The organism is Duganella radicis (genome assembly GCF_009720825.1).
Classification (GTDB): Bacteria; Pseudomonadota; Gammaproteobacteria; order Burkholderiales; family Burkholderiaceae_D; genus Rugamonas; species Rugamonas radicis.
In genome coordinates, this window is the sequence record NZ_WNKY01000001.1 from 128,638 (window position 1) to 151,217 (window position 22,580).

16 protein-coding genes are annotated in these 22,580 nt (G+C 64.2%); 6 read left to right on the forward strand and 10 right to left on the reverse strand.

The window, feature by feature from the left end; all coding sequences use genetic code 11:
* Nucleotides 1-4: 4 nt before the first annotated feature.
* Entirely contained in the window at nucleotides 5-853 is an 849-nt protein-coding gene (gene kduI / locus GM676_RS00505) for a 5-dehydro-4-deoxy-D-glucuronate isomerase (protein WP_155461425.1), read from the reverse strand.
* A 210-nt stretch (nucleotides 854-1,063) separates the two neighbouring features.
* On the opposite strand from kduI, the gene GM676_RS00510 reads away from it, so the two are divergent.
* On the forward strand, nucleotides 1,064-2,131 hold the full coding sequence (locus tag GM676_RS00510) for a LacI family DNA-binding transcriptional regulator (RefSeq protein WP_155461426.1): 1,068 nt from the start codon (nucleotides 1,064-1,066) through the stop codon (nucleotides 2,129-2,131).
* A 346-nt stretch (nucleotides 2,132-2,477) separates the two neighbouring features.
* Nucleotides 2,478-3,461, forward strand: a complete 984-nt coding sequence (locus GM676_RS00515; protein WP_155461427.1) for a hypothetical protein — start codon at nucleotides 2,478-2,480, stop codon at nucleotides 3,459-3,461.
* A gap of 218 nt (nucleotides 3,462-3,679) precedes the next feature.
* Here GM676_RS00515 and GM676_RS00520 read toward each other — a convergent pair whose 3' ends face one another.
* On the reverse strand, nucleotides 3,680-4,657 hold the full coding sequence (locus GM676_RS00520; RefSeq protein WP_170304181.1) for a GlxA family transcriptional regulator: 978 nt from the start codon (nucleotides 4,655-4,657) through the stop codon (nucleotides 3,680-3,682).
* Nucleotides 4,658-4,790: 133 nt separating this feature from the next.
* On the opposite strand from GM676_RS00520, the gene GM676_RS00525 reads away from it, so the two are divergent.
* Nucleotides 4,791-5,897, forward strand: a complete 1,107-nt coding sequence (locus GM676_RS00525) for an S-(hydroxymethyl)glutathione dehydrogenase/class III alcohol dehydrogenase (protein WP_155461429.1) — start codon at nucleotides 4,791-4,793, stop codon at nucleotides 5,895-5,897.
* Between the two features lies 1 nt (nucleotide 5,898).
* On the opposite strand, the gene GM676_RS00530 is transcribed toward GM676_RS00525, so the two are convergent.
* The 3 genes from GM676_RS00530 to galB are packed head-to-tail and all read right to left on the reverse strand — an operon-like array spanning nucleotide 5,899 to nucleotide 11,236.
* Nucleotides 5,899-6,552, reverse strand: a complete 654-nt coding sequence (locus tag GM676_RS00530) for a DUF2459 domain-containing protein (RefSeq protein WP_155461430.1) — start codon at nucleotides 6,550-6,552, stop codon at nucleotides 5,899-5,901.
* Nucleotides 6,553-6,579: 27 nt separating this feature from the next.
* Nucleotides 6,580-8,577 carry a glycoside hydrolase family 43 protein gene (locus tag GM676_RS00535; protein ID WP_155461431.1) on the reverse strand — a complete coding sequence of 666 codons (1,998 nt, stop codon included), beginning with the start codon at nucleotides 8,575-8,577 and terminating at the stop codon, nucleotides 6,580-6,582.
* A gap of 4 nt (nucleotides 8,578-8,581) precedes the next feature.
* The gene (gene galB, locus GM676_RS00540; RefSeq protein WP_155461432.1) at nucleotides 8,582-11,236 is read right to left on the reverse strand and encodes a beta-galactosidase GalB; all 2,655 of its coding nucleotides are present in this window, start codon (nucleotides 11,234-11,236) and stop codon (nucleotides 8,582-8,584) included.
* An 88-nt stretch (nucleotides 11,237-11,324) separates the two neighbouring features.
* Here galB and GM676_RS00545 point away from each other — a divergent pair, with 88 nt between their 5' ends.
* Entirely contained in the window at nucleotides 11,325-12,320 is a 996-nt protein-coding gene (locus tag GM676_RS00545; protein ID WP_229262468.1) for a LacI family DNA-binding transcriptional regulator, read from the forward strand.
* On the opposite strand, the gene GM676_RS00550 is transcribed toward GM676_RS00545, so the two are convergent.
* Genes GM676_RS00550 through GM676_RS00565 form a run of 4 tightly spaced genes read right to left on the reverse strand, consistent with a single transcriptional unit; the run spans nucleotide 12,317 to nucleotide 18,499 of the window.
* The gene (locus GM676_RS00550) at nucleotides 12,317-13,843 is read right to left on the reverse strand and encodes a cryptochrome/photolyase family protein (RefSeq protein WP_211923120.1); all 1,527 of its coding nucleotides are present in this window, start codon (nucleotides 13,841-13,843) and stop codon (nucleotides 12,317-12,319) included. The genes GM676_RS00545 and GM676_RS00550 overlap by 4 nt on opposite strands.
* Nucleotides 13,840-15,117 (reverse strand): M20/M25/M40 family metallo-hydrolase, encoded by a 1,278-nt coding sequence (locus tag GM676_RS00555; RefSeq protein ID WP_155461435.1) that lies wholly within the window; start codon nucleotides 15,115-15,117, stop codon nucleotides 13,840-13,842. The genes GM676_RS00550 and GM676_RS00555 overlap by 4 nt, the downstream gene beginning before the upstream one ends.
* Nucleotides 15,114-17,339 carry a hybrid sensor histidine kinase/response regulator gene (locus GM676_RS00560; protein WP_155461436.1) on the reverse strand — a complete coding sequence of 742 codons (2,226 nt, stop codon included), beginning with the start codon at nucleotides 17,337-17,339 and terminating at the stop codon, nucleotides 15,114-15,116. The genes GM676_RS00555 and GM676_RS00560 overlap by 4 nt, the downstream gene beginning before the upstream one ends.
* An 8-nt stretch (nucleotides 17,340-17,347) precedes the next feature.
* Nucleotides 17,348-18,499: a pyridoxal phosphate-dependent aminotransferase gene (locus tag GM676_RS00565; RefSeq protein WP_155461437.1), complete on the reverse strand. Its 1,152-nt coding sequence runs from the start codon at nucleotides 18,497-18,499 to the stop codon at nucleotides 17,348-17,350.
* 114 nt (nucleotides 18,500-18,613) lie between these two features.
* Here GM676_RS00565 and GM676_RS00570 point away from each other — a divergent pair, with 114 nt between their 5' ends.
* Entirely contained in the window at nucleotides 18,614-19,774 is a 1,161-nt protein-coding gene (locus tag GM676_RS00570; RefSeq protein WP_155461438.1) for a branched-chain amino acid ABC transporter substrate-binding protein, read from the forward strand.
* Here GM676_RS00570 and GM676_RS00575 read toward each other — a convergent pair whose 3' ends face one another.
* A complete protein-coding gene (locus GM676_RS00575) occupies nucleotides 19,775-22,030 on the reverse strand; it encodes an outer membrane beta-barrel family protein (RefSeq protein WP_155461439.1) in 2,256 nt (751 codons plus the stop codon).
* Between the two features lie 118 nt (nucleotides 22,031-22,148).
* On the opposite strand from GM676_RS00575, the gene GM676_RS00580 reads away from it, so the two are divergent.
* Nucleotides 22,149-22,538, forward strand: a complete 390-nt coding sequence (locus GM676_RS00580) for an OsmC family protein (RefSeq protein ID WP_155461440.1) — start codon at nucleotides 22,149-22,151, stop codon at nucleotides 22,536-22,538.
* The last annotated feature ends 42 nt before the right edge of the window (nucleotides 22,539-22,580 follow it).

A 22,580-nucleotide genomic window follows, 5' to 3' on the forward strand; every position in this document is an offset into this window, starting at 1 on the left:
TCTCTTATTTGAGCTGGCAGATGTCCAGCACCTTCATGTCGGTGTAGTCGAGGTTTTCGCCGCCCATGGCCCAGATGAAGGCGTAGTTGGCGGTGCCGGAACCCATGTGGATCGACCATGGCGGCGACAGCACGGCTTCTTCGTTATCGATAACTATGTGGCGCGCGGAATCGGGCTGGCCCATGAAATGGAAGATGCGCTGTTCCCTGGCGAGGTTGAAGTAGAAATAGACCTCCGAGCGGCGCTCGTGCACGTGCGGCGGCATGGTGTTCCAGACGCTCCCGGTCTTCAGCTCGGTCAGGCCGAGCAGCAACTGCGCCGACTGGCAGACGCCGGGGATGACGTACTGGTAAATGGTGCGGGCGTTGGAGGTTTCCAGGCTGCCGCGCTCCAGCGGAACGGCGGTGGCGTGGGTAATTTTCTTGAGCTCGTAGCGGGCGTGGGCCGGTGTCGAGGCCAGATAGAAGCGGGCCGGATTGCCGGCGTCGTCCGAGCTGAATTCCACGCTGACGCTGCCCATGGGGATGTACAGGCCGTCGCGCGGCGCCAGTTCGGTGGTGACGCCGTCGACCGTCACGCGGCCGGCGCCGGCGCCGACGTTGATGACGCCCAGTTCGCGCCGGGCCAGGAAGGGCACGGCGCCGTCGCCGGGCGTGGCCGGCTGCGGCGGCAGCGCCAGCGTTTGATCCAGGGGCAGGGCGCCGCCGATGATGAAGCGCTCGTCGTGGCTGTAGTTGAGTGAAATCCGCTCCGGATTGAACAGGCCGGTGACCAGGTAACGTTGACGCAGGTCATCGTTGCTGGCCTGCGCCATCATGTCGGGGTGCGTGGCGTAGTAAGTTTTGTCGAGCATGAATCAGTCTCCATGATTTGTTATCGATCACATTCTAGCAGAACTATTTCGCCAAAAGCAAAGGGCATTCTGTTGCGCGGCCTTTGGCTAAAGATGTAGGAAAACTTCACGTTTTTTTGCCGAGGGGCGTTATCTAGGGTAGGATGACAAAAAATTTAATCGATAACATGGCGTGCTTCCCTGTGGGCATAGCCATTGGAGAGCTTAACAATGCCACGTGCCACGAATAACAAGGCTGTACCGGACGAGCCATTGCGTCCGGGGGCCAGCGTCACCCTGTACGACGTCGCCGAGCGCGCCAAGGTGTCGGGGATGACGGTGTCGCGCGTCATCAACGGCAATGCCCACGTCAGCGACAAGACGCGCGAGAAAGTCATGCGCGCCATCGACGAGCTGGGCTACAAGGTCAATGTGGCGGCCCGCGCCGCCCGCGTCGGCACGCTGCGGGTCGGCCTGTTGTACAGCAACCCCAGCGCCGCCTTCCTCAGCGCCTTCCTGGTGGGCGCCATGGGCCAGTGCAACCGCAGCGGCGCGGAACTGATTCTGGAGCATTGCGCCGACCTGAAATCGCAGCGCAAGGCGATCGAGCGCCTGATCAGCGTGGGCGCGGACGGCATCCTGGTGCCGCCGCCGCTGTGCGATTCGCGCTCCGCGCTCAAGCACCTCAAGGAAATCGGCATGCCGACGGTGGCGGTGGCCACCGCAAAACCGTCACCGCAGGCGTCGGCCGTGCGCATCGACGACTATGACGGCGCGCGCGCCATGACCAAGTATCTGCTGTCGGAAGGGCACACCGACATCGCCTTCATCAAGGGCGACCCGGAGCACACGCCGGCGCAACTGCGCTACCAGGCCTTCATCGACACCATGCGCGAAGCGGGCCTGCAAGTGCCGGCCGAGCGCATTGCCCAAGGCATGTTCACCTACCGTTCCGGCCTGCTGGCGGCGCGCGAGCTGCTGGGCCAGAAGACCCGTCCGAGCGCCATCTTCGCCAGTAACGACGACATGGCCGCCGCCGCCATCGCCGTCGCCCACGGACTGCACTTGCAGGTGCCGGAAGACGTGGCGATCGCCGGCTTCGACGATACGCCGGTGGCCGTCACCGTGTGGCCGGAACTGACCACCATTCACCAGCCGATCGCCGAGATGGGCAGGGCGGCGGTGGAGCTGGTGATCGACCATGTGAAAGAGCGCCGCGCCGGCCACGACGTGCCGCCCAAGCACCAGCTGATGCCGTACCGGCTGGAAGTGCGCGAGTCCACCGCCGCCAGCGAGTAGGTCAAGGCGGATTTCCTGCTATCGATAACAGAAATCTGTTGACATCGAAATCCGCTGTGCTAGAATCAATTCAGTTATCGATAACAATGTGTTCGCTCCAGTGGCGCATCTGGCATTGGTAACAGTCTCCCGTGTGGAGTCCTCATTCCACGTGGTTAAGCCGAGGCGGCCGATGGTCACTCGGCATTTTTTTGTATGCGCCGTCGAATCGGACGGCCGAACCGCCTTCCGCAGCATGCCTTAAGTCGCGTTTTTGCATCATGTGACATTTTGATAGTTTCCCCTCAAAAATTGTCTTTTATAATTTTTATATTATAAAAGTAATATCTTAACTGGGGAAATAATCGTGAGAAATAAGCTGCTATTGCTTTTGACCTTTGCCTTTTTGCTTTCCGGGTGCGCTATGTTGCGTGAAAAGATGATGCCCCCCGAAGATAATCTTTTGAGTGGGGCGGGCTCGTTGGTGCAGTCTCAATCAAGTGCGGATAAATATGAGCGGATAGATATCAATGCCTTGTTGGCGGAATATCATCTGAACAATCAAGATACTGTTTCTAATGAGCTGTCGTCGAAGGCTGATAAGTACAAGTACCTTCGTAATGATTTGCAGGATAGGATATTTGCGGCTTCCAATCAGCGGTGTGGCTACTACCTGCGGCAACTGGTTGCATCGAAGGCGCAGACGAAGATGGGGTGGGGCAGTCTCTCACTTCTGCTATCCGGTGCTGCGAGCGTAACCCATCCGATATCTTCGGCACAAATTCTTGCAGCTGGAAGTGGTGTAGCCACAGGTGTAAATACACTCTATGACGAGACTTATTTTAGCAATTTGACCGTGAATGTGATCGTCAGCGGTATCAGCAAACAGCGAGAGGGTCTGTTGGTCCAGTACACTGCATTACGTCAAAAGTCGCTCGTTGAATATCCTGTGAATCGTGCGATTGCTGATGCGATTGCGTACCATTCGGCATGCAACATTGTCACCGGGTTGGAGGCTGCGGCAAACGCCCTAAAAGTGGCGCCTGCTGCACCAAAGCCTGAAGAAGATGGCAAGACAACTTCCGGTGTTGCTCCAGCAGTTTCGATCGCTGGCCAGACTGGCAATGCAGACGTTGCAGGTGTTGCGGCAGCTCCAGTGGTGCCTGCGGCACCTGCCGTTCCCGCCGCACCTACAGTACCAAGTGCGCCAAAAGTACCCGCAGCTCCAGCAACAGCTGGTTCAAATAACGGTGCCGCAGCTGCTGGTCCGACTGCGGGGGAGCCTCCGACTGGTCCTTTAAAATCAGCACCAAAACCGGCGACACTGGGAGTCGCACAACAAGTTCAGTAAATAGCGATGCGCATTCAACACCGGATTCTCTTATCGCTGACCCCGCGCCCCCCCCCCCCAGGCGCACACCGCCGTCGGTGAGCAGCTTGTGCGGGCATTCTTTTCCAAAGCCAGATCCCCGACCAGCTTTTGACGTGCGCCTGCAAGGCACGGCGGGTTCATATTGCTGCTGAGCAGAAATGCCAATCAACCGTGAAATACGACCACTCGGCATTTTTTTAATCTACCCCGGTGGTGGCGAAGCGCTCGCGGTACAGCTTGGGCGTGATGCCCAGCTTTTTCATGAAGACGCGGCGCATGTGGGCTTCATCGCTGAAGCCGGCGCGCGCGGCCACGGTTTTCAGCGGTAGCGCCAGCTCGGCCAGCAGGCCGGTGCCGCGCTCGAAGCGGCATTGTTCGATGAATTCCTGCGTGCTCAGACCAACTTCCTGCTGGAACACGCGGGTGAAGTGGCGTTCGCTCATCATGGCTTTTTGCGACAATTGCGCCACGGTCAGGCGCTGGTGCAGGTTGTCCAGTATCCAGTTTTGCAGCTCGCGGATGTTCGGCCGCGTGGTCCGCTCGCTTAGCAGGTGGGCGCTGAATTGCGACTGGCCGCCGGGACGCTTGAGGAACACCACCATCTCGGTCGCCACTTCCAGCGCCAGGTCGCGCCCATAGTCTTCCTCCACCAGGGCCAACGCCAGGTCGATGCCGGCGGTGACGCCGGCCGAGGTCCAGATCTTCTCGCAGCGCACGAAGATGGCGTCGGCATCGACGTCGATCGCCGGATATTCGGCTTGCAGGCGTTCGGCCACGCTCCAGTGGGTGGTGGCGCGCTTGCCATCGAGGACGCCGGCGGCGGCGAGGAAGAAGGCGCCCGAGCACAGCGCGGTCAGGCGCTCGATGCGCGCGGCCACCGCCGCCACCCAGTCGGTGATGGCGGCGCTGTCCACCAGCGCATCCTGGATGTGGCGCGCGCCGACGATGATGGCGTTGTCGGGCAGCGACAGGGTGTTCAGGGCTTTGGTGGCGTCCAGCGACATCAGCGTGTCCGAGCGCACCGGCCCGGTCTTGTGCGAGGCGATGCGCACGTCGTAGCCGCTGCCTTTGCCGCGCCGCTGCAAGTGCAGGTTGGCGTACTCGAACACCGACATCGGGCCGACCGCTTCCATCGCTTTGAATCCGGGATAGACCACGATATCGACTGTTTTCATGAGGTGTGCGGGCAGGGCTGTGAAAAATCCGGTCATTATTGTATCAATTCCAGCCATTCTCGACGCGTTACGGCCACACGGCGCGCGCACGCGGCCACAATGGCGGCTTTGATCGCTACTGGAACCGCACACCATGAAAACCAAAGCCGCAGTTGCCTGGCGCGCCGGCACGCCGCTGACCATCGAGGAAGTCGACCTGCAAGGCCCGCGCGCGGGCGAGGTGCTGGTCGAGCTCAAGGCCACCGGCATTTGCCATACCGATTACTACACTCTGTCCGGCGCCGATCCGGAAGGCTTGTTCCCGGCCATCCTCGGCCACGAGGGCGCGGGCGTGGTGGTGGACGTCGGTCCCGGCGTCACCACGCTGAAGAAGGACGACCACGTCATCCCGCTGTACACGCCGGAATGCCGCCAGTGCAAATTCTGCCTGTCGAAGAAGACCAATCTGTGCCAGGCTATCCGCGCCACCCAGGGCAAGGGTCTGATGCCGGACGCCACCAGCCGCTTTTCGCTGGATGGCAAGCCGTTGTTCCACTACATGGGCACTTCCACCTTCTCCAACTACATCGTGGTGCCGGAAATCGCGCTGGCGAAAATCCGTTCCGACGCGCCGTTCGATAAAGTCTGCTACATCGGCTGCGGCGTCACCACCGGGGTGGGTGCCGTGCTGTTCTCGGCCAAGGTGGAGGCGGGCGCCAATGTGGTGGTGTTCGGCCTGGGCGGCATCGGCCTGAACGTCATTCAGGCGGCCAGGATGGTCGGCGCCGACAAGATCATCGGCATTGACATCAACCCGGCGCGCCAGGAGATCGGCCGCAAGTTCGGCATGACCCACTTCATCAATCCAAATGAAGTGGAAAACGTGGTGGACGCCATCGTGCAGCTGACCGACGGCGGCGCCGACTACAGCTTCGAATGCGTCGGCAACACCACCCTCATGCGCCAGGCGCTGGAGTGCACGCACAAGGGCTGGGGCCAGTCCTTCATCATCGGCGTGGCGGCGGCGGGCCAGGAAATCTCGACCCGTCCATTCCAGCTGGTGACCGGTCGTGAATGGAAAGGCTCGGCCTTTGGCGGCGCCCGCGGCCGCACCGACGTGCCGAAGATCGTTGATTGGTACATGGAAGGCAAGCTGAATATCGACGACCTGATCACCCATCGCCTGAAGCTGGAAGACATCAACCAGGGCTTCGATCTGATGAAGAGCGGCGAGTCGATCCGTTCGGTGGTGCTGTACTAAGTCAGCTGCCTTGTTGCAGCTGTGAGATGCGCTGCGCCTGTTCGAACACGGCGCGCGCGGTCAGGTTGAAGCCGGACACCGGCATTTCGGCCGCCCGCAGCGCGCCCACCACCCAGGAATTGCAGTTGTTGAGCAGGCTGTAGTTGCCGGTGGCCTGATAGAAGCGGTCGGGATTGTCGGGTTGCTTGCCAAGGTTGATGGGCGTGCCGTCCGGCGCGGCGGCGATGCTGCGGTCGATATAGTCCACCAGTTCGCGGAAGCCGCGTTCCGTCACCGCCAGCGCGACCACGTCGCCCGCCTGCGCGCCCAGCGGCGGATTGGTGTCGCGGCCGCCCACCTGCAAGGCGGGATAGTCCGACGCCACCAGCGCCTTCACCGCCTTGGACAAGGGCGGATGCGCCATCACGAAATACTCGCCGTCGCCCCAGCCGACCAGCACATATTTGTGCTCGCCGATACCGGCTTTCAGCTTGCCGCTGCGGGCCAGGATGGACGGGCCGTCAAACAACAGCGCGGTATGCCAGCCGTACTGCACCACATAAACCGTATGCGGCGTCGGCGCCGCCGGCAGGTCCGAGCGGGCCGGCACGCCGGCGCAGCCGCTCAGAAACAGGGCGAAAACAAGAATGGCAAGCGGTCGGAAAATCGATCTCATCAGGTTAGGGCGGCAAAGTCGGCGATTTTACAACGCCGACCAGCTGAAGCGCACGCCGTCGCTGCCGTCGGGGATGGGGCCGGGACTGTCGGCCACGAGGGCGCCGCTTTGCGGGTGGATGCGCAGGTAGAAATTGGTTTGCAGCGACATCAGCAGCAGCTCGCCGGTGGGTGTTTCCATCCACTGGAAGGCTTGCGGAATGCCGGGACGGGCGGCCTGAAGCGAAGCGCTGCCATCGGCGCCGATGCTCAGGTAGTTATCGCCCGCTTGCAGCGCCACCCGGCCGAGGCCGAGGTCGCGCACGGTGAAGTTGAGCGTTTGCGCCGGCGCCCGCCCAGCGGCAGCCTTCAGCTGGATCGCCCGCTCGTACGGGATGGGACGCATCAGGCCGCGCGGGTGGGGCTGGTTGATCTCGATGCTGTCGAAGTCCGCCGCGCCGCCGTTCTGCTTGCCGGTGTTGTAATTGAACAGCGCGTAGCGTACGCCCTGGAAGGTGGTCAGCTGGAAGATCATGGTGAACTCGGCGCCGATCGGCTGGAAATTCTGGCCATCGGTGGAATAGCTGAAGCGGGCTTTCTCTTTCAGGAAGTCGCAATCGGCGCGCAGCCACAAACGGGTGGCGGTGATGGGCACGCGCACGGTTTGGTTGCGGGCCTGGTCGAACAAGGCCAATGACAGCTTGCTGTTTTTGCGCTCCACACCCAGCGTGGCGTAGGGCAGGTTGAGCAAGGCGAGACCGGCGACATCATTATCCAGCAGGCCCGCCACGTCCAGCGCCACGGTGGGCGTGGACATCGGCCCGATGGCGCGCTGCGTCAGCGTGTTGCGCGCGTCCCAGAACGAGGTGGCGGGCATGGAGCGCAGACGCAGGAAGCCGGGACGCTCGCTGAGCGACCAGCGGTCTTCCACTGGCACATGGTTCCACTGCCACAGCGGCTTGAGCGCCGGATCGGAGAAATCGTCATTGCGCTCGAACGGCACTTTGACCGGCTGCCGCTCCGCCGTGCGCGGCTTGACCCAGGTGCGCGGATTGCGTCCCAGGTTGCCGGGCAGGCCAAAGTACGGCCAGCCGTCCTTCCACGTGATCGGCGCAAGGCTGAGCAGTCGGCCGACCGAGTTATAGTCCATCATCGAGAAGCCCCACCATTCACCGGCCTCGGTCAGCACGATGCCGCCCTGGTGCATGGCGGTGCCATCGCGCGAGGCCGGATTCGGCGGGCTGACGTCAAATGGATACGCCTTGTTGTTCAAGCGGTAGCCGCGCACCAGCCCAAAGCCTTCGTCCTTGCTGATGGCCTGATTGACTTCGTATGGGCCGTACACATGATCGGCGCGCGCGGCCGGCATGCGGAAGCCGCCCGCATAGTTCGCGCTCAGGATGTAGTACTTGCCGCCGATTTTGTAGAAGTGCGCGCCTTCGCCCATGCCGTCGGTCTTGGCGAACAACACCTTCTCGGTGTTGGGCACGATGTCCAGCAGGTCATCGGTCAACTGGGCGATGTGCAGGTCCTGATGCCCCCACACCGCGTAGGCCTTGCCGTCATCGTCGAACAGCACCGACAGGTCGTGCAGGCTGCGCTTCATTTCCCAGTGCGTCCACGGGCCGCGTGGATTGATGGCGGAATAGATCTGCGTGCCGCGTCCATTCACATTGCTGAAGATGTAGAACACGCCGTTGCGGTGGCGCAGGCTGGGCGCCCAGATGCCCTGGCCGTAGATGTTCTTGCCGCCCTCCAGCCGGTAGGCCGGGCCGAAGTCGAGGCGCTCGGCGGCGTAGCTGAGGAGTTCCCAGTTGACCAGGTCTTTCGAACGCAGCACCGGCAGCCCTGGCATGGCGTGCATGGTGGTGCCGGTGAGGTAGAACCAGTCGTTCACGCGGATGATGTCCGGGTCGGAGAACTCGTCGTAGAACAACGGATTGGTGAAGGTGCCGTTGCCGTTGTCGGGTGTCCAGTTTTGCACTGGCTGCGCCTGTGCTGAAAACAGGACGGCCAGCAGGGCAAGACAGGCGGCTCGCTTCATCATGTTTTTAACGTCCTTGTAGTTGTATGGTGGCGGTTTGCAGCCCTTCGGCCGTGGCCCGTACCGTGATGATGCCACGTTGACCGGGCTTTGTGCGTACAATGGCAAGCGCCAAGCCATTGAAGGCGGCGCGTTCGGGCGACTTGAAGGATTCAAGATTGGTCGGATCGCCGTTGTCGGTGGCGACCAGCTCTCCCGGGCCTTCCACCGTGAAGCGGATACGCTGGTCGGCGCGCGGCGCGGTGATGCCGTTGGCGTCGGTCACGCGCACGGTGATGAAGGACAGGTCGCGGCCATCGGCGGCGATGGTGCCACGGTCGGCGCTGGCCTGCAAGGCAGCCGGCGCCTGCGCGGTTTTCACCGAGGAGCGCGCCCATTCCTTGCCGTCCTTGTAGGCGATCACGCTGATTTCGCCCGGTTCGTAGACCACGTAATCCCAGCGCAGGCGGTACTCGTAGGGCGCTTTCTTGCGGCGTCCTTGCGATTTGCCGTTGACGAACAGCTCCGCCTCGTCGCCGGAGGTGAACAGATGCACCGGCGTGACTTCGCCCACGCGCTCCGGCCAGGTCCAATGCGGCAGCAGGTGCGCCAGCGGCAGGTCCGGACGCCAGCGCGACTGGTACAGGTAGTAGCGGTCTTTCGGGAAGCCGGCCAGGTCGATGATGCCCGAATAGGAACTGCGCGCGCCGTAGTAGGGCGTCGGCTCGCCGAGGTAGTCCCAGCCGGTCCACACAAATTCGCCCGCCACGTAAGGGTTCTGGTCCTGCGCCGCCCACGAGCGGTCGGCGGAGCTGCCGAAATCGGCGGCGAACAATTCGTAGGCACTGACCTGCTGGCGTTTCGGATCGCCGCCTGCGCCCGGCCGTACCGGCGCGCTGTTCACGCCCGGCACCGGGAACTGGTATTCGCCACGGCTGCTCAGCGCCGACGCGCTCTCGGTCGACAGGATCATCTTGTTGGGGAATTTCTGGTGGAAGCCGGGGAACTGGCCGGGCAGGCTGCGGATGCCGGCGCCCTGGTAATTCAGGCTGATGACGTCCACCGTGGCCGGCAAGGCCATGTCAGGCTTGGCGTAGTTCATGGCGCCGGTAATGGGGCGGGTCGGATCTTCTTCGCGTGCGATGTTCACCAGTTTGGTGCCGATCGCCGCGCCGGCCTCGCCCGTGTATTGTTCGCCCACCTCGTTCCCCACGCTCCACATGATGATGGAAGGGTGATTGCGGTCGCGCCGCAGCATGGCGCGCAAGTCCTGCTCGTACCAGTCGGGGAAGATCAGGTGGAAGTCGAGCGGGGTTTTCTTGCGCTCCCAGGAATCGAACACTTCGTCCATCACCAGGATGCCCATGCGGTCGGTCAGTTCCAGCAGTTCCGGCGCCGGCGGGTTGTGGCTCATGCGGACGGCATTGGCGCCCATCTCCTGTAGCATTTGCAGCTGGCGCTCGGCGGCGCGCACATTGAAGGCCGCGCCCAGCGCACCGAGATCGTGGTGGTTATTGACGCCGTTGATCATGATCTTTTCGCCGTTGACGAACAGGCCGTGGTCAGGGTCGAAACGCAGCGAGCGGATGCCGAACGGCGTCTCGTAGCTGTCGACCGCCATGCCGTTGCGGCTGACCGTGGTCACGGCCACATAGCGGTTGGGCCGCTGTTGCGGCAATGGTCCCCACAAACGCGGCTGCGCGATGCGCGCCGTGGCGTTGACGGTGGCGCTGCCGCGTGCGGCCACGCTCACGCGCTGCACCGGCAGGGTGGCGACGGCGCTGCCGCTACGCTTGCCGTCTTCACCCAGCACGAACAGCTGCGTGCCGACGTCCAGCGCGGCGGCTTCCTTGCCGTCGTTATCGACGGTGACGGCCAGCGCCACCTGCGCCGTTTCGCGCGAGACTTCCGGCGTGCGCACCACCGTGCCCCAATGCGCCACGTGTACCGGATCGTTCATCGACAGCCACACATTGCGGTACAAGCCCGCGCCCGGATACCAGCGCGCCGACTCGGCCGGATTATCGAGCCGGATCGCCAGCTGGTTGCTGCCGCCTGGCGTCACGTAAGGCGTGAGGTCGAGGCGGAACGCGTTGTAGCCGTAGGGCCAGCCGCCCACCAGCCGGCCGTTGAGCCACACGCTGGCATGCGACATGGCGCCGTCGATGTCGAGGAAGATGGACTTGCCCTTGTCGCGCGCCGGAATGTCCAGTTGTTTGCGGTACCACGCCGGGCCCCACGTGGTCAGCCGACCCATGCCACCATACGGGCCGGTGGCCAGGAAGGGGCCTTCGATGGCCCAGTCGTGCGGCAGCGTGACGGCGCGCCATGCGCGGTCGTCAAAGTCGGCGCGCAGCAACGGCAGGGGAATGGCGGGATCGGCGGCCGGGCGTGGCGCGCGTTTGGCGGGATCGGCGACGAAGGCGTTGCCGCTCGGGAGTATCCACGGCTTGAGCAGGCCTTCGGCGGGGCGCTGGACCTTCTCGGCCTCGTCGGGGCGGGCGTCGGCCACCTTGCCATCGGCGCTTTGCCTGATCTCCGGACGTACGTCGTATTGCAATTTGGCGCTAAAGCCCTCGGGATCGCCGCGCTGGAAGCGCCAGCCGTCATTGATGGAGTGGCGTTCTGCCTGGGAAGCGAGGGGCAGCAGGGCCAGCAGGCCGGCGCCGAGGTAGCGGTGCATATTGTCTCCTATTAGTAAAATAATGATAGCGCAATCATTTTGATTTGTCAGTTAGAATGATTACGCAATCAACGTCATGAGAGAAAAGATGCCCGCCACCCCCGTTACACTGATCGACGTCGCCAAGTCGGCCGGCGTCTCGCCGATTACCGTATCGCGCGCCCTGAACGAGCCGCATCTGGTGAAGCCGGCCACGCTGGCAAAGGTGCAGGAGGCGGTCAAGCGCACGGGTTACGTCAAGAACATGCTGGCCGGCGGCCTGGCATCCAGCCGCAGCAAGCTGGTGGCGCTGGTGCTGCCGACCATTTCCACGCAAACCTTCGCCGACATGGTGCAGGGCGCCACCGACCGCCTCACCGCCGCCGGCTATCAGCTGCTGCTGGGTATCGTCGGCTATGAAACCTGGCGCGAGGAGATGCTGGTCGAGACTGTCCTGAGCCGCCGTCCGGATGGCGTGATCCTCACCGGTTCGCTGCACACCGACAGTACGCGCCAGCGCCTGCTGCAAATCGGCACGCCGGTGGTCGAGACCTGGGACATGACACCGCATCCGATCGATATGGTGATCGGCTTCTCGCACGAGGAGGTGGGGCATTCGTGCGCCGCGCATCTGCTGGAGCAGGGTTATCGCCGCTTCGGCATGCTGACCGCGAACGACCCGCGCGCAGGCCAGCGTAACCAGGGCTTCCAGGTGGCGCTGGCGCGGCAGGGCATCAACGTGGTGGCCTCGCGCCAGATGCCGGCGCCGGGCGGCTTGCCGCAAGGGCGGCTGGGCGCGGTGGCGCTGCTGGACGAGCATCCGGAGATTGACGCCATCTTCTGTAGTTCGGACACGCTGGCGCACGGTGTGCTGATTGAAGCGCAAAGCCGCGGCCTGCGCGTGCCGGAAGACCTGGCCATCATGGGTTTCGGCGACCTGAATTTTTCCGGCTACACCAATCCGCCGCTATCGACTGTCAAGGTGGACGGCGCCAAGATCGGCGCCTTGTCGGCGCAAGCCTTGCTGGACCGCCTGAACGGCGACGACTCTGCCGAGCGCATCGTCAACACCGGCTTTGAACTGATCCAGCGCGGCAGCACTTAAAGCTCCGCCAGCCGTCCACGCAGGTCGGCGGCGCGCTCGCGCAGTGCCGCCAGCGCCCCTTCATCCATGCGTCGCAGCTGCTGGTAGACCATGCCGAGGCGTTGGTTGCCCGCCAACTGGTCGCGATTGCGGTCAAAGAAGTCCCAGTACAAGGCGTTGTACGGACAGGCGCGTTCGCCCGTGCGGGCCTTTTTATCGTAGTGGCATCCCTTGCAGTAGTCGCTCATGCGGTCGATATAGGCCGCGCTGGAGACGTAAGGCTTGGTGGCCAGCAGGCCGCCGTCGGCGAACTGGCTCATGCCCAGCGTGTTGGGCAGCTCCACCCATTCGAAGGCGTCGATGTAAATCCCCAGATACCACTGATGCAGCTCGTGCGGCGACAAGCCGGCCAGCAGCGCGAAGTTCCCGATCACCATCAGGCGGTTGATGTGGTGGCTGTGCGCATGCTGCAAGGACTGGCCGATAGCGGCGGCCACGCAGCGCATGCGGGTCTGGCCGTCCCAGAACCACGACGGCAGCGGCGCGTGATGGTCGAAGGCGTTCAGCCGGTCGTATCCCGGCATGCGATGCCAGTAGACGCCGCGCACGTATTCGCGCCAGCCCAGTATCTGGCGGATGTAGCCTTCGGCCGAGGCCAGTGGCACGGCGCCGTCGCGGTACGCCGCTTCCACCCTTTCCACCACGGTGCGCGGCGACAGCATCTTGACGTTCATGGCAAACGACAGCAGCGAATGGAACAGTCGCCAAGCTTTCACGCTCATGGCATCCTGGAAGCGGCCGAAGTGCGGTAGTGCGTGTTCGACAAAGCGCTCCAGCTGCTGCAAGGCTTCCTGCTGATTCAGCGGCCATGCGAATTGCGCCGCATCCGGCTCGCCGAAGCTGTTGGCGCCGGAGGCTTGAATAGTTTGCCACAGGGCGCTGTGATCGTGACGGCCGCGCAGGTCGGCCGGTTCCCACGGGATGCCGTTCCATGCCTCGCGGTTATCGTGATCGAAGTTCCACTGGCCGCCAGCGGGCTTGCCGGTATCCGACATCAGCACCCGGTGGCGCGTGCGCATGCGGCGGTAGAACTGTTCCATCAGCCAGTGTTCGCGGCCGGCGAAGATCTGCGCCGCATCGTCGCGGTTGGTGTAGAAATGTTCGGTGTCTTCCATCGCGGACGGAATGGGCAGGGCAGCGGCGTAGGCAGACAGTTGCTGGTCCAGCCGCCATTCGTCCGGCGCCTGCCACGCGAATTCGGTGGCGCCGTGATGCGCCGGCAGGTAATCCAGATTGCCCGGCACGGTCTGGCGGTTGTCCGCATCGTCGATGGCGAGGTAGTGCACGCGATGGCCGGCAGCGCGCAGCTGGCGCGCGAAGTCGCGCATGGCGGCGAAGATGGCGATGATCTTCTGCGCGTGGTGCAGCACGTAGTCGGTCTCCTGCCGTACTTCCATCATGGCGTAGACCACGTCGTCCTGCGGACGCGAGAACCAACTGTGCAGGGGATTCAGCTGATCCCCAAGTATCAGCCGCAGCCTCATTTTGCCAGCGGCGCCGCCACGTCTTGCACGCCGGCCAGGCCGAGGATGGTCAGCATGACGTTCTGCGGCGCGGTGTGGGCATTGCGCGCCGACCACCATTCCAGCTTTTCCGAATGGTAGCCACCCGAGCTGCCGCCGCCGGACATGGTGACGGCCGGGATGCCGAGGCTCATCGGCAGATTGGCATCGGTCGAGTGGGCGCTGTCCAGCAGCGCCGGGCGGCCCTGCACGGTGGCCGCCGCCAGCGCGGTCCTGACAATCGTCGCATCCTTCGCCATCTGGCCTGCGGGACGGTCGCCGATCAGCGCCACCTCGGCGGTGATGGCGTTGCTGCTCCAGCGCTGATTGGTGTCGGCCACCGCCTGTTGAATGGCGTCCTTGATTTGTTGTTCCACTTTGGCCAGCAGCGGCGCATCGGCTGAGCGGATATCGATCAGCATCGACGCTTCGGCCGAAATGCTGTTTACCGATTGCCCGCCTTGCACCACGCCGACGTTGAACGTGACCTTGGGCTGCGCCGGCACGCGGATCTCGTCGATGCGGGCGATGGCGCGGCCCAGCGCATGCACCGCCGACGGCAGGCCGAAGCCTTCGTAGCTATGTCCACCCGGCCCGTGAATGGTGACCTTGAAACGACGGCTGCCGGTGCCGATGTAGGTCACCGGATCGCCATCCGTGCCCAGCGCCGGCTCCAGGCCGACGAAAGCCTTGATGTCCTTGCGCTGGCTGAACAGATACTTCACGCCTTTCAAATCGCCCAGGCCTTCCTCCCCGACGTTGGCGACCACCAGCACGTCACCCTCGGTCCGCACGCGCGCCTCGCGCAGCGCGGCGACGATGGTCAGCATGGCGGCCAGCGAACGGCCATTGTCGGCGATGCCGGGCGAGTAATAGCGGCCATCCTTCTCATGCACCGTGAGGTCGGTGCCGGCCGGGTAGACCGTGTCCAGGTGCGCGGCCAGCACCACGACCGGTCCCTTGCCGCTGCCGCGATACGTGCCCAGCACGTTGCCGGCGCCGTCGATATGCACGTCTTGCAGGCCCAGTGTTTTCAGGCGTTCCGCGTAATCGCGGGCGCGCGCGCCTTCGGCAAAGGTGGGGGCAGGAATGGCGTTGATGGCCAGCGTGTTGGCGGTGGTGGTGGCTTCGTTCTTTTCGATGTAGGCCAGCGCCTGTTTTACCGCCGGCTGGGCGGCGATGCGCGCCATTTCCTGTTCTTGTGCGTGGACCGGCAAGGCGGCGGCGATGGCGAGGCTGAGTAGCAGATGCTTCATGAAGCTCCATTGATGGAAGGCAGGCTGGCGATCAGCGCCATCAGCGCCTCCACATCCAGCGGTTTGACAAAGTAATGATCGAAGCCGGCGGCGCGCGCCTGTTCGCGGTCTTCGCGGCGGCCGTAGCCGGTGACCGCCACCAGCGTGGCTTGCGCGGTGTGCGGCAGGGAGCGCAGGCCGCGCGCGAGGTCGTAGCCGTTGATGTCGGGCAGGCCGATATCCAGCAGGCACAGTTGCGGCGATGTGGCCTGCGCCAGTTCCAGCGCTTGCAGTCCGTTGTGCGCCACGCTGACCTGATGGCCGCCGGCTTCCAGCAGCAGTTGCAGGGTTTGCGCGGCGTCGGCGTTGTCGTCCACCACCAGCACGCGCAGCCTTTGCGCCGGCTTGACGCCGCCGGCGGACGGTTCCTGCACTGGCTGCTGCTGGGTGGTGCAGGGCAGGGTAATGGTGAAGGTGCTGCCTTTTTGTTCGCCTTCGCTCTCGACCGCCACGCTGCCGCCGTGCAGCTCCACCAGCGACTTTACCAGCGCCAGGCCCAGTCCCAGCCCGCCTTGCGAACGGTCCGAATTGCGGTCGGCCTGGGCGAACAGATCGAATACATGGCTGCGCAATTCCGGCGACATGCCGATGCCGTTGTCGCTGACAATCAGCTTGACGTTGCCGCCTTCCGCATGTGCTGCGAGTTTGATGGCGCCGCCGGCGGGCGTGTACTTGGCGGCGTTGTTCAGCACATTCACCAGCACCTGCACCAGGCGTTTGTGGTCGCCCGTGACCACCAGTGGATATGGCGGCAGCACCACTTCGAAGCCGTGTTCTCGCGCCTTGAGCAGGGGCTCTGCCTGTTCCACCGCGTCGGCGACGATTTTCTTCACATCCAGCGGTGCGCGCGTCAGCGTCACCAGCCCGCGTGTGACGCGTGACACGTCCAGCAGATCGTCCACCAGCCGCGTCATGTGATGCACCTGCCGCACGATGATGCCGGCGGTGCGCTGCACCGCATCGTCGCTGGCATGGCCGCTTTGCAGCAACTGCGCGCCGGCGCTGATCGGCGCCAGCGGATTGCGCAGCTCGTGCGCCAGCATGGCGAGGAATTCATCCTTGCGGCGGTCGGCCTCGCGCAACTGGCTTTCCGCTTTCAGGTGCTGGAGTTCCTTCTCTTGCAGGGCTTCCGCCATGGCGTCCAGCGCGCGCGCCAGTTCGCTGATCTCCTCCTTGCCGTAGGTGATGCCGCTGCGCGCTTCCAGCGTGCCGGAGGCGATGCGGTTGGCGGTGTTGACCAGCAACTGCACGCGCCGCAACACCAGCACATCGCCCACGAACCACGCGGCCAGCAGCGCCAGGCCGATGGTGGCGGCCAGTGCCAGCAAGTCCAGCGTCTGGTCATGGCGCGCGCTGGCGGTGACTTCGTCCAGCGGGATGCCGATCGTGACGGAGTAATCGGACAGGCCGTTGGCGCCGACGCGCGCGAAGCGGTGCAGGCGCTGGACACCATCCGGCCCCTCCAGCATCACCGGCTTGCCCGGTTCGGCCGCCATGGCGTTGCGCATCTCCAGCGAGACCTGCTTGCCGAACCACTGTTCCGGATTGGGCTTGCGCGAGATGATCTTGCCTTCGGAATCCGCGGTCAGCAGCAACGAGCCGGCCGGCAGCTGGATGTCGGCCACGAAGCGATCGAGCTTGGTCAGGTCGAGCGCGGCGAACACCACGGCTTGCACGCGCTCCTGGTCGTCGAGCACCGGGTAGGTCAGGTTGACGGTGTGCTTCTGGATCACACGGCCGAATACGTACCCGCCCGCGACGAAGCGGCGCAGATGCACGGCGCGGCGGAAGTGGGAACGGTCGGCCAGGTTGACCGGCACCTTGGAAGGCACGGCGGTGCAGGTGACGTCGCCATTCAGCTGGATCAGGCCCAGATTGGCGTAGTCGGGATTCTGGCGCAGGACGTTGGCCAGCAGGCGGCTGCAATGGGCCTGGTCGCCCAGCAGGTCGGGAATGCTGGCGATGTCGCGCAGGATCTGGCGCGCACCGGCGATCGATTGCGCCTCGTTGGCGGCGGCCAGGTTGGTCAGGCGTTGCAGGTTTTCCTGCGCGGTTTCCACCGCATGCTGGCGTTCGCGCGCGCCGTTCACGAAGGTCATGACGGCGATCGGCGCGATCGCCAGCAGCACCAGCAGCACCAATCGGCTGCGCAGGCTGTTGAGCTGGAAGAGCAGGAAGGCCATGCGCGTCGTCAGGCCGCTTGATACAACTGGTTGCCGAAGTCGATGATGGCTTGTACGCCGCGCCGCAGGGTGGCGAGATCGCCGCCGATGTAACCGATGCGGATGTGGCCCGGCGCGCCCAGCGCCTCGCCCGGCATCAGCGCCACGCCGCGCTGGCTCAGCAACTGCTCGCAGAAGCCGATGGTGTCGCGCGTGAGCGGCGAGATGTCGGCCCACAGGTAGGCGCCGGAGGCGGGACGGGCCATGGAAAGCCACGGCAAGCCATGCACCAGGTCCAGCACCAGATCGCGCCGGTGGCGGTAATCGGCCAGCATCGCGGCCGGCTGGCCGCTTTCCATGGCGGCGGCCAGCGCCAGCTGTGTCAGCATCGGCGCGGCCGCGGTGATCGGGCCTTGCAGCGTTTCCATGGCGGTCACCAGCGGCGCCGGCGCCACCGCGAAACCGGCGCGCCAGCCCATCATGGCGTGGCTTTGCGACACCGAGTACAGGGTGACGACGCCCAGTTCGCGCCAGTCCGCGCGCGCCGCCAAGCTGGTATGGCGGCCCTCGAAGAGCAACTGGTCATAGCTTTCGTCGACAATGACCCGGGCGCCGCGGCGCTTCAGCCAGGCGGCGATGCGGGCCACTTCGGCTTCGCTCAGTACTTTGCCGGTCGGATTGTGCGGATTGTTGATGATCAGGATGCGTGCCGGCGGCAGGCTGTCCAGTATCTCATCGGTGATCTGCGCCGGCAGGTCGACCAGCAGCGGCTCCAGCTCCAGCAGCTTGCAGGTGGCCACATAGGCCGGCCAGTAAGGCTTGAAGATAATGACGGCGTCGCCCGGATCGGCCATCGTGTACAGCGCCTGATACAGGGCTTGCTTGGCGCCATTGGTGATCAGGATCTCGGCCGGCGTGGCGGGAATGCGGTGGGCGGCGGCCACGTGATGGGCCAGCCGGGCGCGCACGCTGGCGTCGCCGCCGACGGCGGTATAGGGCAGGGTGGCTTGTTGCAGCGCCTGGCGCACGCTGTCCAGCACCGCCTGCGGCGCGGGAAAATGGGAGATCGCGATGGAGAAATCAATCACGCTTTCGCCGCGCGCTTTCATGGCATCCGCCCGTCCGTGCATGGCGGTGGTGGCCAGGGGCTGGGAGCGCGAAATGCGACGCGAGATATTCATGCTGATTCTCGTTAGGAAAGATTTATTCTACTTCAATTGGGCGGCCGACGAGGGGCTCTGGAGCAATCGTGCGAGGCGTCTGGTATCCTATTGGTCTTGATTAATGAGGATTTTATGCAGTTCACAACAAAAACAGTTTGCCGCGCGCTGGCGCTGGCCTTTATCGGCGCTGCGGGCGCCGCCGCACATGCGGAAGACATCATCAAAATCGGCCACGTGGCCGCCACCTCCGGCCCGATCGCCCATCTTGGCAAGGACAATGAAAACGGCGCGCGCATGGCGGTGGAAGAATTGAACGCCAAGGGTGTACTCATCGGCGGCAAGAAATACAAGGTCGTGATGCTGGCCGAAGACGATGCCGGCGATCCCAAGCAGGCCACCACCGTGGCGCAAAAACTGGTGGACGCCAGGGTGCAGGGCGTGATCGGCCACGAGACCTCGGGCACCACGATTCCGGCTTCGCGCCTGTACTATGACGCCGGCATTCCGCAGATCACGCCGTCGGCCAGTTCGCCGGCCTACACGCGCCAGCGCTACAACACCACCTTCCGCAACATCGCCAATGACGAGCAACTGGGACCGGCGCTGGCGCGTTACGCCATGCAGAGCATGCAGGCCAGGCGCATCGCGGTGGTGGATGACCGCACGGCTTACGGCAAGGGTCTGGCCGATGAATTCAGCAAGACCGTCAAGCGCACCGGCGCGGCGACCGGTTCGAGCATCGTCTCGACCCAGTTCACCAACGACAAGGCGACCGACATGACGGCCATCCTGACCGCCATCAAGGCCACCAGGCCGGACATGATCTTCTTCGGCGGCATGGACGCCGTGGCGGCGCCGATGCTGCGCCAGATGAAGCAACTGGGCTTTCCGATCAAGTTCATGGGCGGCGACGGCATGTGCTCGGATTCGGTGCCGCGTCTGGCCGGCGACGGCATGAGCGACGGACAGGTGATTTGCGCGGAGGCGGGCGGGGTCGAGCCGTCGCAGGAAAAAGGCATGGCCGATTTCCGCGCGGCCTACAAGAAAAAGTACGGTATCGAGGTGCAGACGTATGCGCCGTACACCTACGACGCGCTGATGGTCATGGTGGCCGCGATGCAGAAAGCCGGCTCGCCGGACCCGGCCAGGTACCTGCCGGCGCTGGCCAGGATCCAGTACAAGGGCGTGACCGGCAACATCTCCTTTGACGAGCGCGGCGACATCCGCGACGGCGTGCTGACCATCTTCACCTTCAAGGGCGGCAAGCGCCAGAAGCTGGCGGTGGTGAAGTAATCAGGCGCCGGGCGGCGGGCCGCCGGCGCCCGGGCCGCCTGGGCCACCCGGACCACCGGGACGCGGGCCCCAGCCGCCTTCTTCCTTCTCTCCCGACGCACTGGCGCCGCCGAAGCGGTACGACAGGCCGACGTAGAACACGCGGCCGTCGAAGCGGCGGGTGCTGGTCTCGCGCAGGGTGGCGCTGTTGATGACCGTCTCCATCTTATTGGTATTGAACAGGTCCGTCACGTTGGCCACCAGCGACAGCTGCGGCGTGACGGTGTGGCGCCAGCTCATGTTGAAGGTGTGGTTGGGCGAACGGTAGCCCTGGCCGGACAAGGTTTTGCCCATCATTTGCAGCGCCATCTGGATCTGGTTGGCGGCGTCATACTGATAGTTCAGACGCGCGCGGCCGCTCAGGGAATTGGCGGTGCGGGTCACCAGCACGCCGGTGTCGTCGTAGAAGCTTTGCTGGGCGCGCATCAGGTTGCCGCTGGTGTTCAGCGTCAGCGACGGCGTCAGCTTGCCGCTCACGGTGAATTCCAGGCCGCTCGAATGGCTGCCTTCGCCGTTGGCCTTCGTGGTCAGCAGCACGTTGGGGGCGACGAAGTAGCGGTAGTCGACGATGGCGTCGGTGTCCTTGCGGTAGTAGCCGCGCAGATTGGTTTCCAGCCCGCCGAACTTGGTCTCGTAGCCGATTTCAAACGAGTCGGTCTTGGTCGGCTTCAGATTGGGATTGCCCGAGGAGACGTTGAATTCGTCGCGGTAGGTGACGTACGGATTCAGGTCGTTGGCGTTGGGACGGCGGATGCGGCGCGCGTAGGCGAAGCGGATGTTGGCCGTGTCGGTCGCCTTGTAGGTGGCGAAGAAACTCGGGATGTAGTTGATGTAGTGGTTGTCCGCCTTGACGCCACCGGTGATCTGGTCGATGTCCATGTCGGTGTACTCGGCGCGCAGGCCGGCCAGCGCGCCCCAGCGCTCGTTCAGGCGCATCTGGTAGCTGCCGTACAGGGCGTACACGGTTTCGTCCAGCTCGTAGGCGTTGGTGCGGCCGGTGTTGACCGTGGCCGCGCCGGTGACCGGGTCGATGTCGGTGTACAGCGTGTCGAAGCTGGTCTTGTTGGTGGCCACCTTGTAGCCGGCCTTGGCGGTGCCGCCCCACAGCGGACGCTCGTAGTCGCCGGTGAAGTCGGCGATGCGGGTGCTGTTCTGGCTGAACTGGTTGGCGCGGGTGTCGGGCGTGGCCGGCGCGCTGTAGTCGTTGTTGTAGGCGCTGGTGTTCTCGTTTTCCGAGGCCGACACGCGCAGGTCGATCTTGAGCGTCTCGCCTGGCAGCTCGCCCTTGTGGTCGTAGCGGCCGCCCCAGCTGAAGTTCTTGCTGTCGCCGGTGCGCACCGTGCTGCGCACGTAGTCGCTGGCCGGGATCAGGCTGGTGGCGCCGTTGATGTAGTGGTCGCTGGCGCGCTGGTCGTTGGTGCGGCTGCTGTAGTTGGCGCTGCCGGTCAGGGTGTCGGTCTGGCTGAGGTTGTAGCTGACCTGGCCGTTCAGCATGGCCATGTCGTTCAGGCCGCGGCCGGACGATTGCTGGCTGCTGTGCACGAACTGGCCGGTGGCCGGGTCGAGGCGGTCGCGGGTGACGTCGGCCACCGAGTTGCGGCCGTCGTGGCGCACGTTGGCGCTGCCCTGGAAGCCCCACGGGCCTTCGTTGTAAGTGCCGTTGACGGCGCTGTTGTAGCGGCCGGCGGTGCCGGCGTTGCCGTTGACGGTGGCGAAGCCGCCCGGCTTGCGGTTGCGGCGCATCACCAGATTCAGGATGGGGCCGCCGCCGGCCTCATTGCCGAACTGGGCGCCGGGATTGTTGATGACCTCGACCGATTCGATATCGTCGGCGGCCATGGCTTGCAGGGCCGGGCCGCGATTCTCGCCTTGCAGCATGGCGGAAGGCTTGCCGTCGACCATGATCTGCACATTGGTGCTGCCGCGCAGGGTGACGGTGCCGTCGGGATCGACGTTCACGGACGGCACGTTGTTGAGTGCATCGGCGGCGGTGCCGTTGGTGCTCGACACATCGGACTTCACATCGTAGACCTGGCGGTCGATGCGGTTGGTGGGACGCTCGGCGGAAACAGTTACCTCGGGAACGACCGCCGGGGCTTCCTTGGCCTTGGTGGTCGTGGCTGGCTTTGCGGCTGGCTTTTCGGGAGTGGTGGTCTGGGCGTAAGCTGGCAGAATAGCGCTGCCGGTCAGGCAGCAGGTAAGCAGTATCTTTTGCATGTTATCGACGGCACGCCGTCATCGTACGGTAGAGTTGACATTATATCAGCGGCTTACAGGGTAAATAACGGCATTTACGCTTCTTTACCTTGGCTTTACAAAGAGAGAGGAATACAGCATGGCACGTGGCGTGGCGCATATCGGCAAGGACAAATACACCACGCGGATCGAGGTCGGCGGGCATGCGCTGGTGGGCGACGAACCGGCCCGCAACGGCGGCCAGGATGCGGGTCCGGCGCCGTATGACTACCTGCTGGCCGGGCTGGGCGCCTGCACCGCCATCACCCTGCGCATGTACGCCGACCGCAAGCGGTGGCCGGTGGACGCGGTCGACGTCGACCTGCACCTGACCCATGGCGACGACGGCGCCATGCTGATCCGCCGCACGCTGTCCATCGGCGGCGCGGTGGACGATCAGCAAAAAGCCCGCATGGCCGAAATCGCCGAAAAGACTCCCGTCACCCTCACCCTCAAAGCCGGCCTGCGCATCGACACCGCGCTGGCCTGAGGTGGATCAATACATGGCCTGATTCGCGGCACAAGATGGCCT

Coding starts and splice junctions, on each gene's coding strand:
- GM676_RS00570 (WP_155461438.1), top strand. CDS start 18,614: ATGCAGTTCACAACAAAAACAGTTTGCCGCGCGCTGGCGCTGGCCTTT.
- GM676_RS00530 (WP_155461430.1), bottom strand. CDS start 6,552: ATGAGATCGATTTTCCGACCGCTTGCCATTCTTGTTTTCGCCCTGTTT.
- GM676_RS00525 (WP_155461429.1), top strand. CDS start 4,791: ATGAAAACCAAAGCCGCAGTTGCCTGGCGCGCCGGCACGCCGCTGACC.
- GM676_RS00560 (WP_155461436.1), bottom strand. CDS start 17,339: ATGGCCTTCCTGCTCTTCCAGCTCAACAGCCTGCGCAGCCGATTGGTG.
- GM676_RS00545 (WP_229262468.1), top strand. CDS start 11,325: ATGCCCGCCACCCCCGTTACACTGATCGACGTCGCCAAGTCGGCCGGC.
- GM676_RS00535 (WP_155461431.1), bottom strand. CDS start 8,577: ATGATGAAGCGAGCCGCCTGTCTTGCCCTGCTGGCCGTCCTGTTTTCA.
- kduI (WP_155461425.1), bottom strand. CDS start 853: ATGCTCGACAAAACTTACTACGCCACGCACCCCGACATGATGGCGCAG.
- GM676_RS00520 (WP_170304181.1), bottom strand. CDS start 4,657: ATGAAAACAGTCGATATCGTGGTCTATCCCGGATTCAAAGCGATGGAA.
- GM676_RS00555 (WP_155461435.1), bottom strand. CDS start 15,117: ATGAAGCATCTGCTACTCAGCCTCGCCATCGCCGCCGCCTTGCCGGTC.
- GM676_RS00510 (WP_155461426.1), top strand. CDS start 1,064: ATGCCACGTGCCACGAATAACAAGGCTGTACCGGACGAGCCATTGCGT.
- GM676_RS00550 (WP_211923120.1), bottom strand. CDS start 13,843: ATGAGGCTGCGGCTGATACTTGGGGATCAGCTGAATCCCCTGCACAGT.
- galB (WP_155461432.1), bottom strand. CDS start 11,236: ATGCACCGCTACCTCGGCGCCGGCCTGCTGGCCCTGCTGCCCCTCGCT.
- GM676_RS00580 (WP_155461440.1), top strand. CDS start 22,149: ATGGCACGTGGCGTGGCGCATATCGGCAAGGACAAATACACCACGCGG.
- GM676_RS00565 (WP_155461437.1), bottom strand. CDS start 18,499: ATGAATATCTCGCGTCGCATTTCGCGCTCCCAGCCCCTGGCCACCACC.
- GM676_RS00575 (WP_155461439.1), bottom strand. CDS start 22,030: ATGCAAAAGATACTGCTTACCTGCTGCCTGACCGGCAGCGCTATTCTG.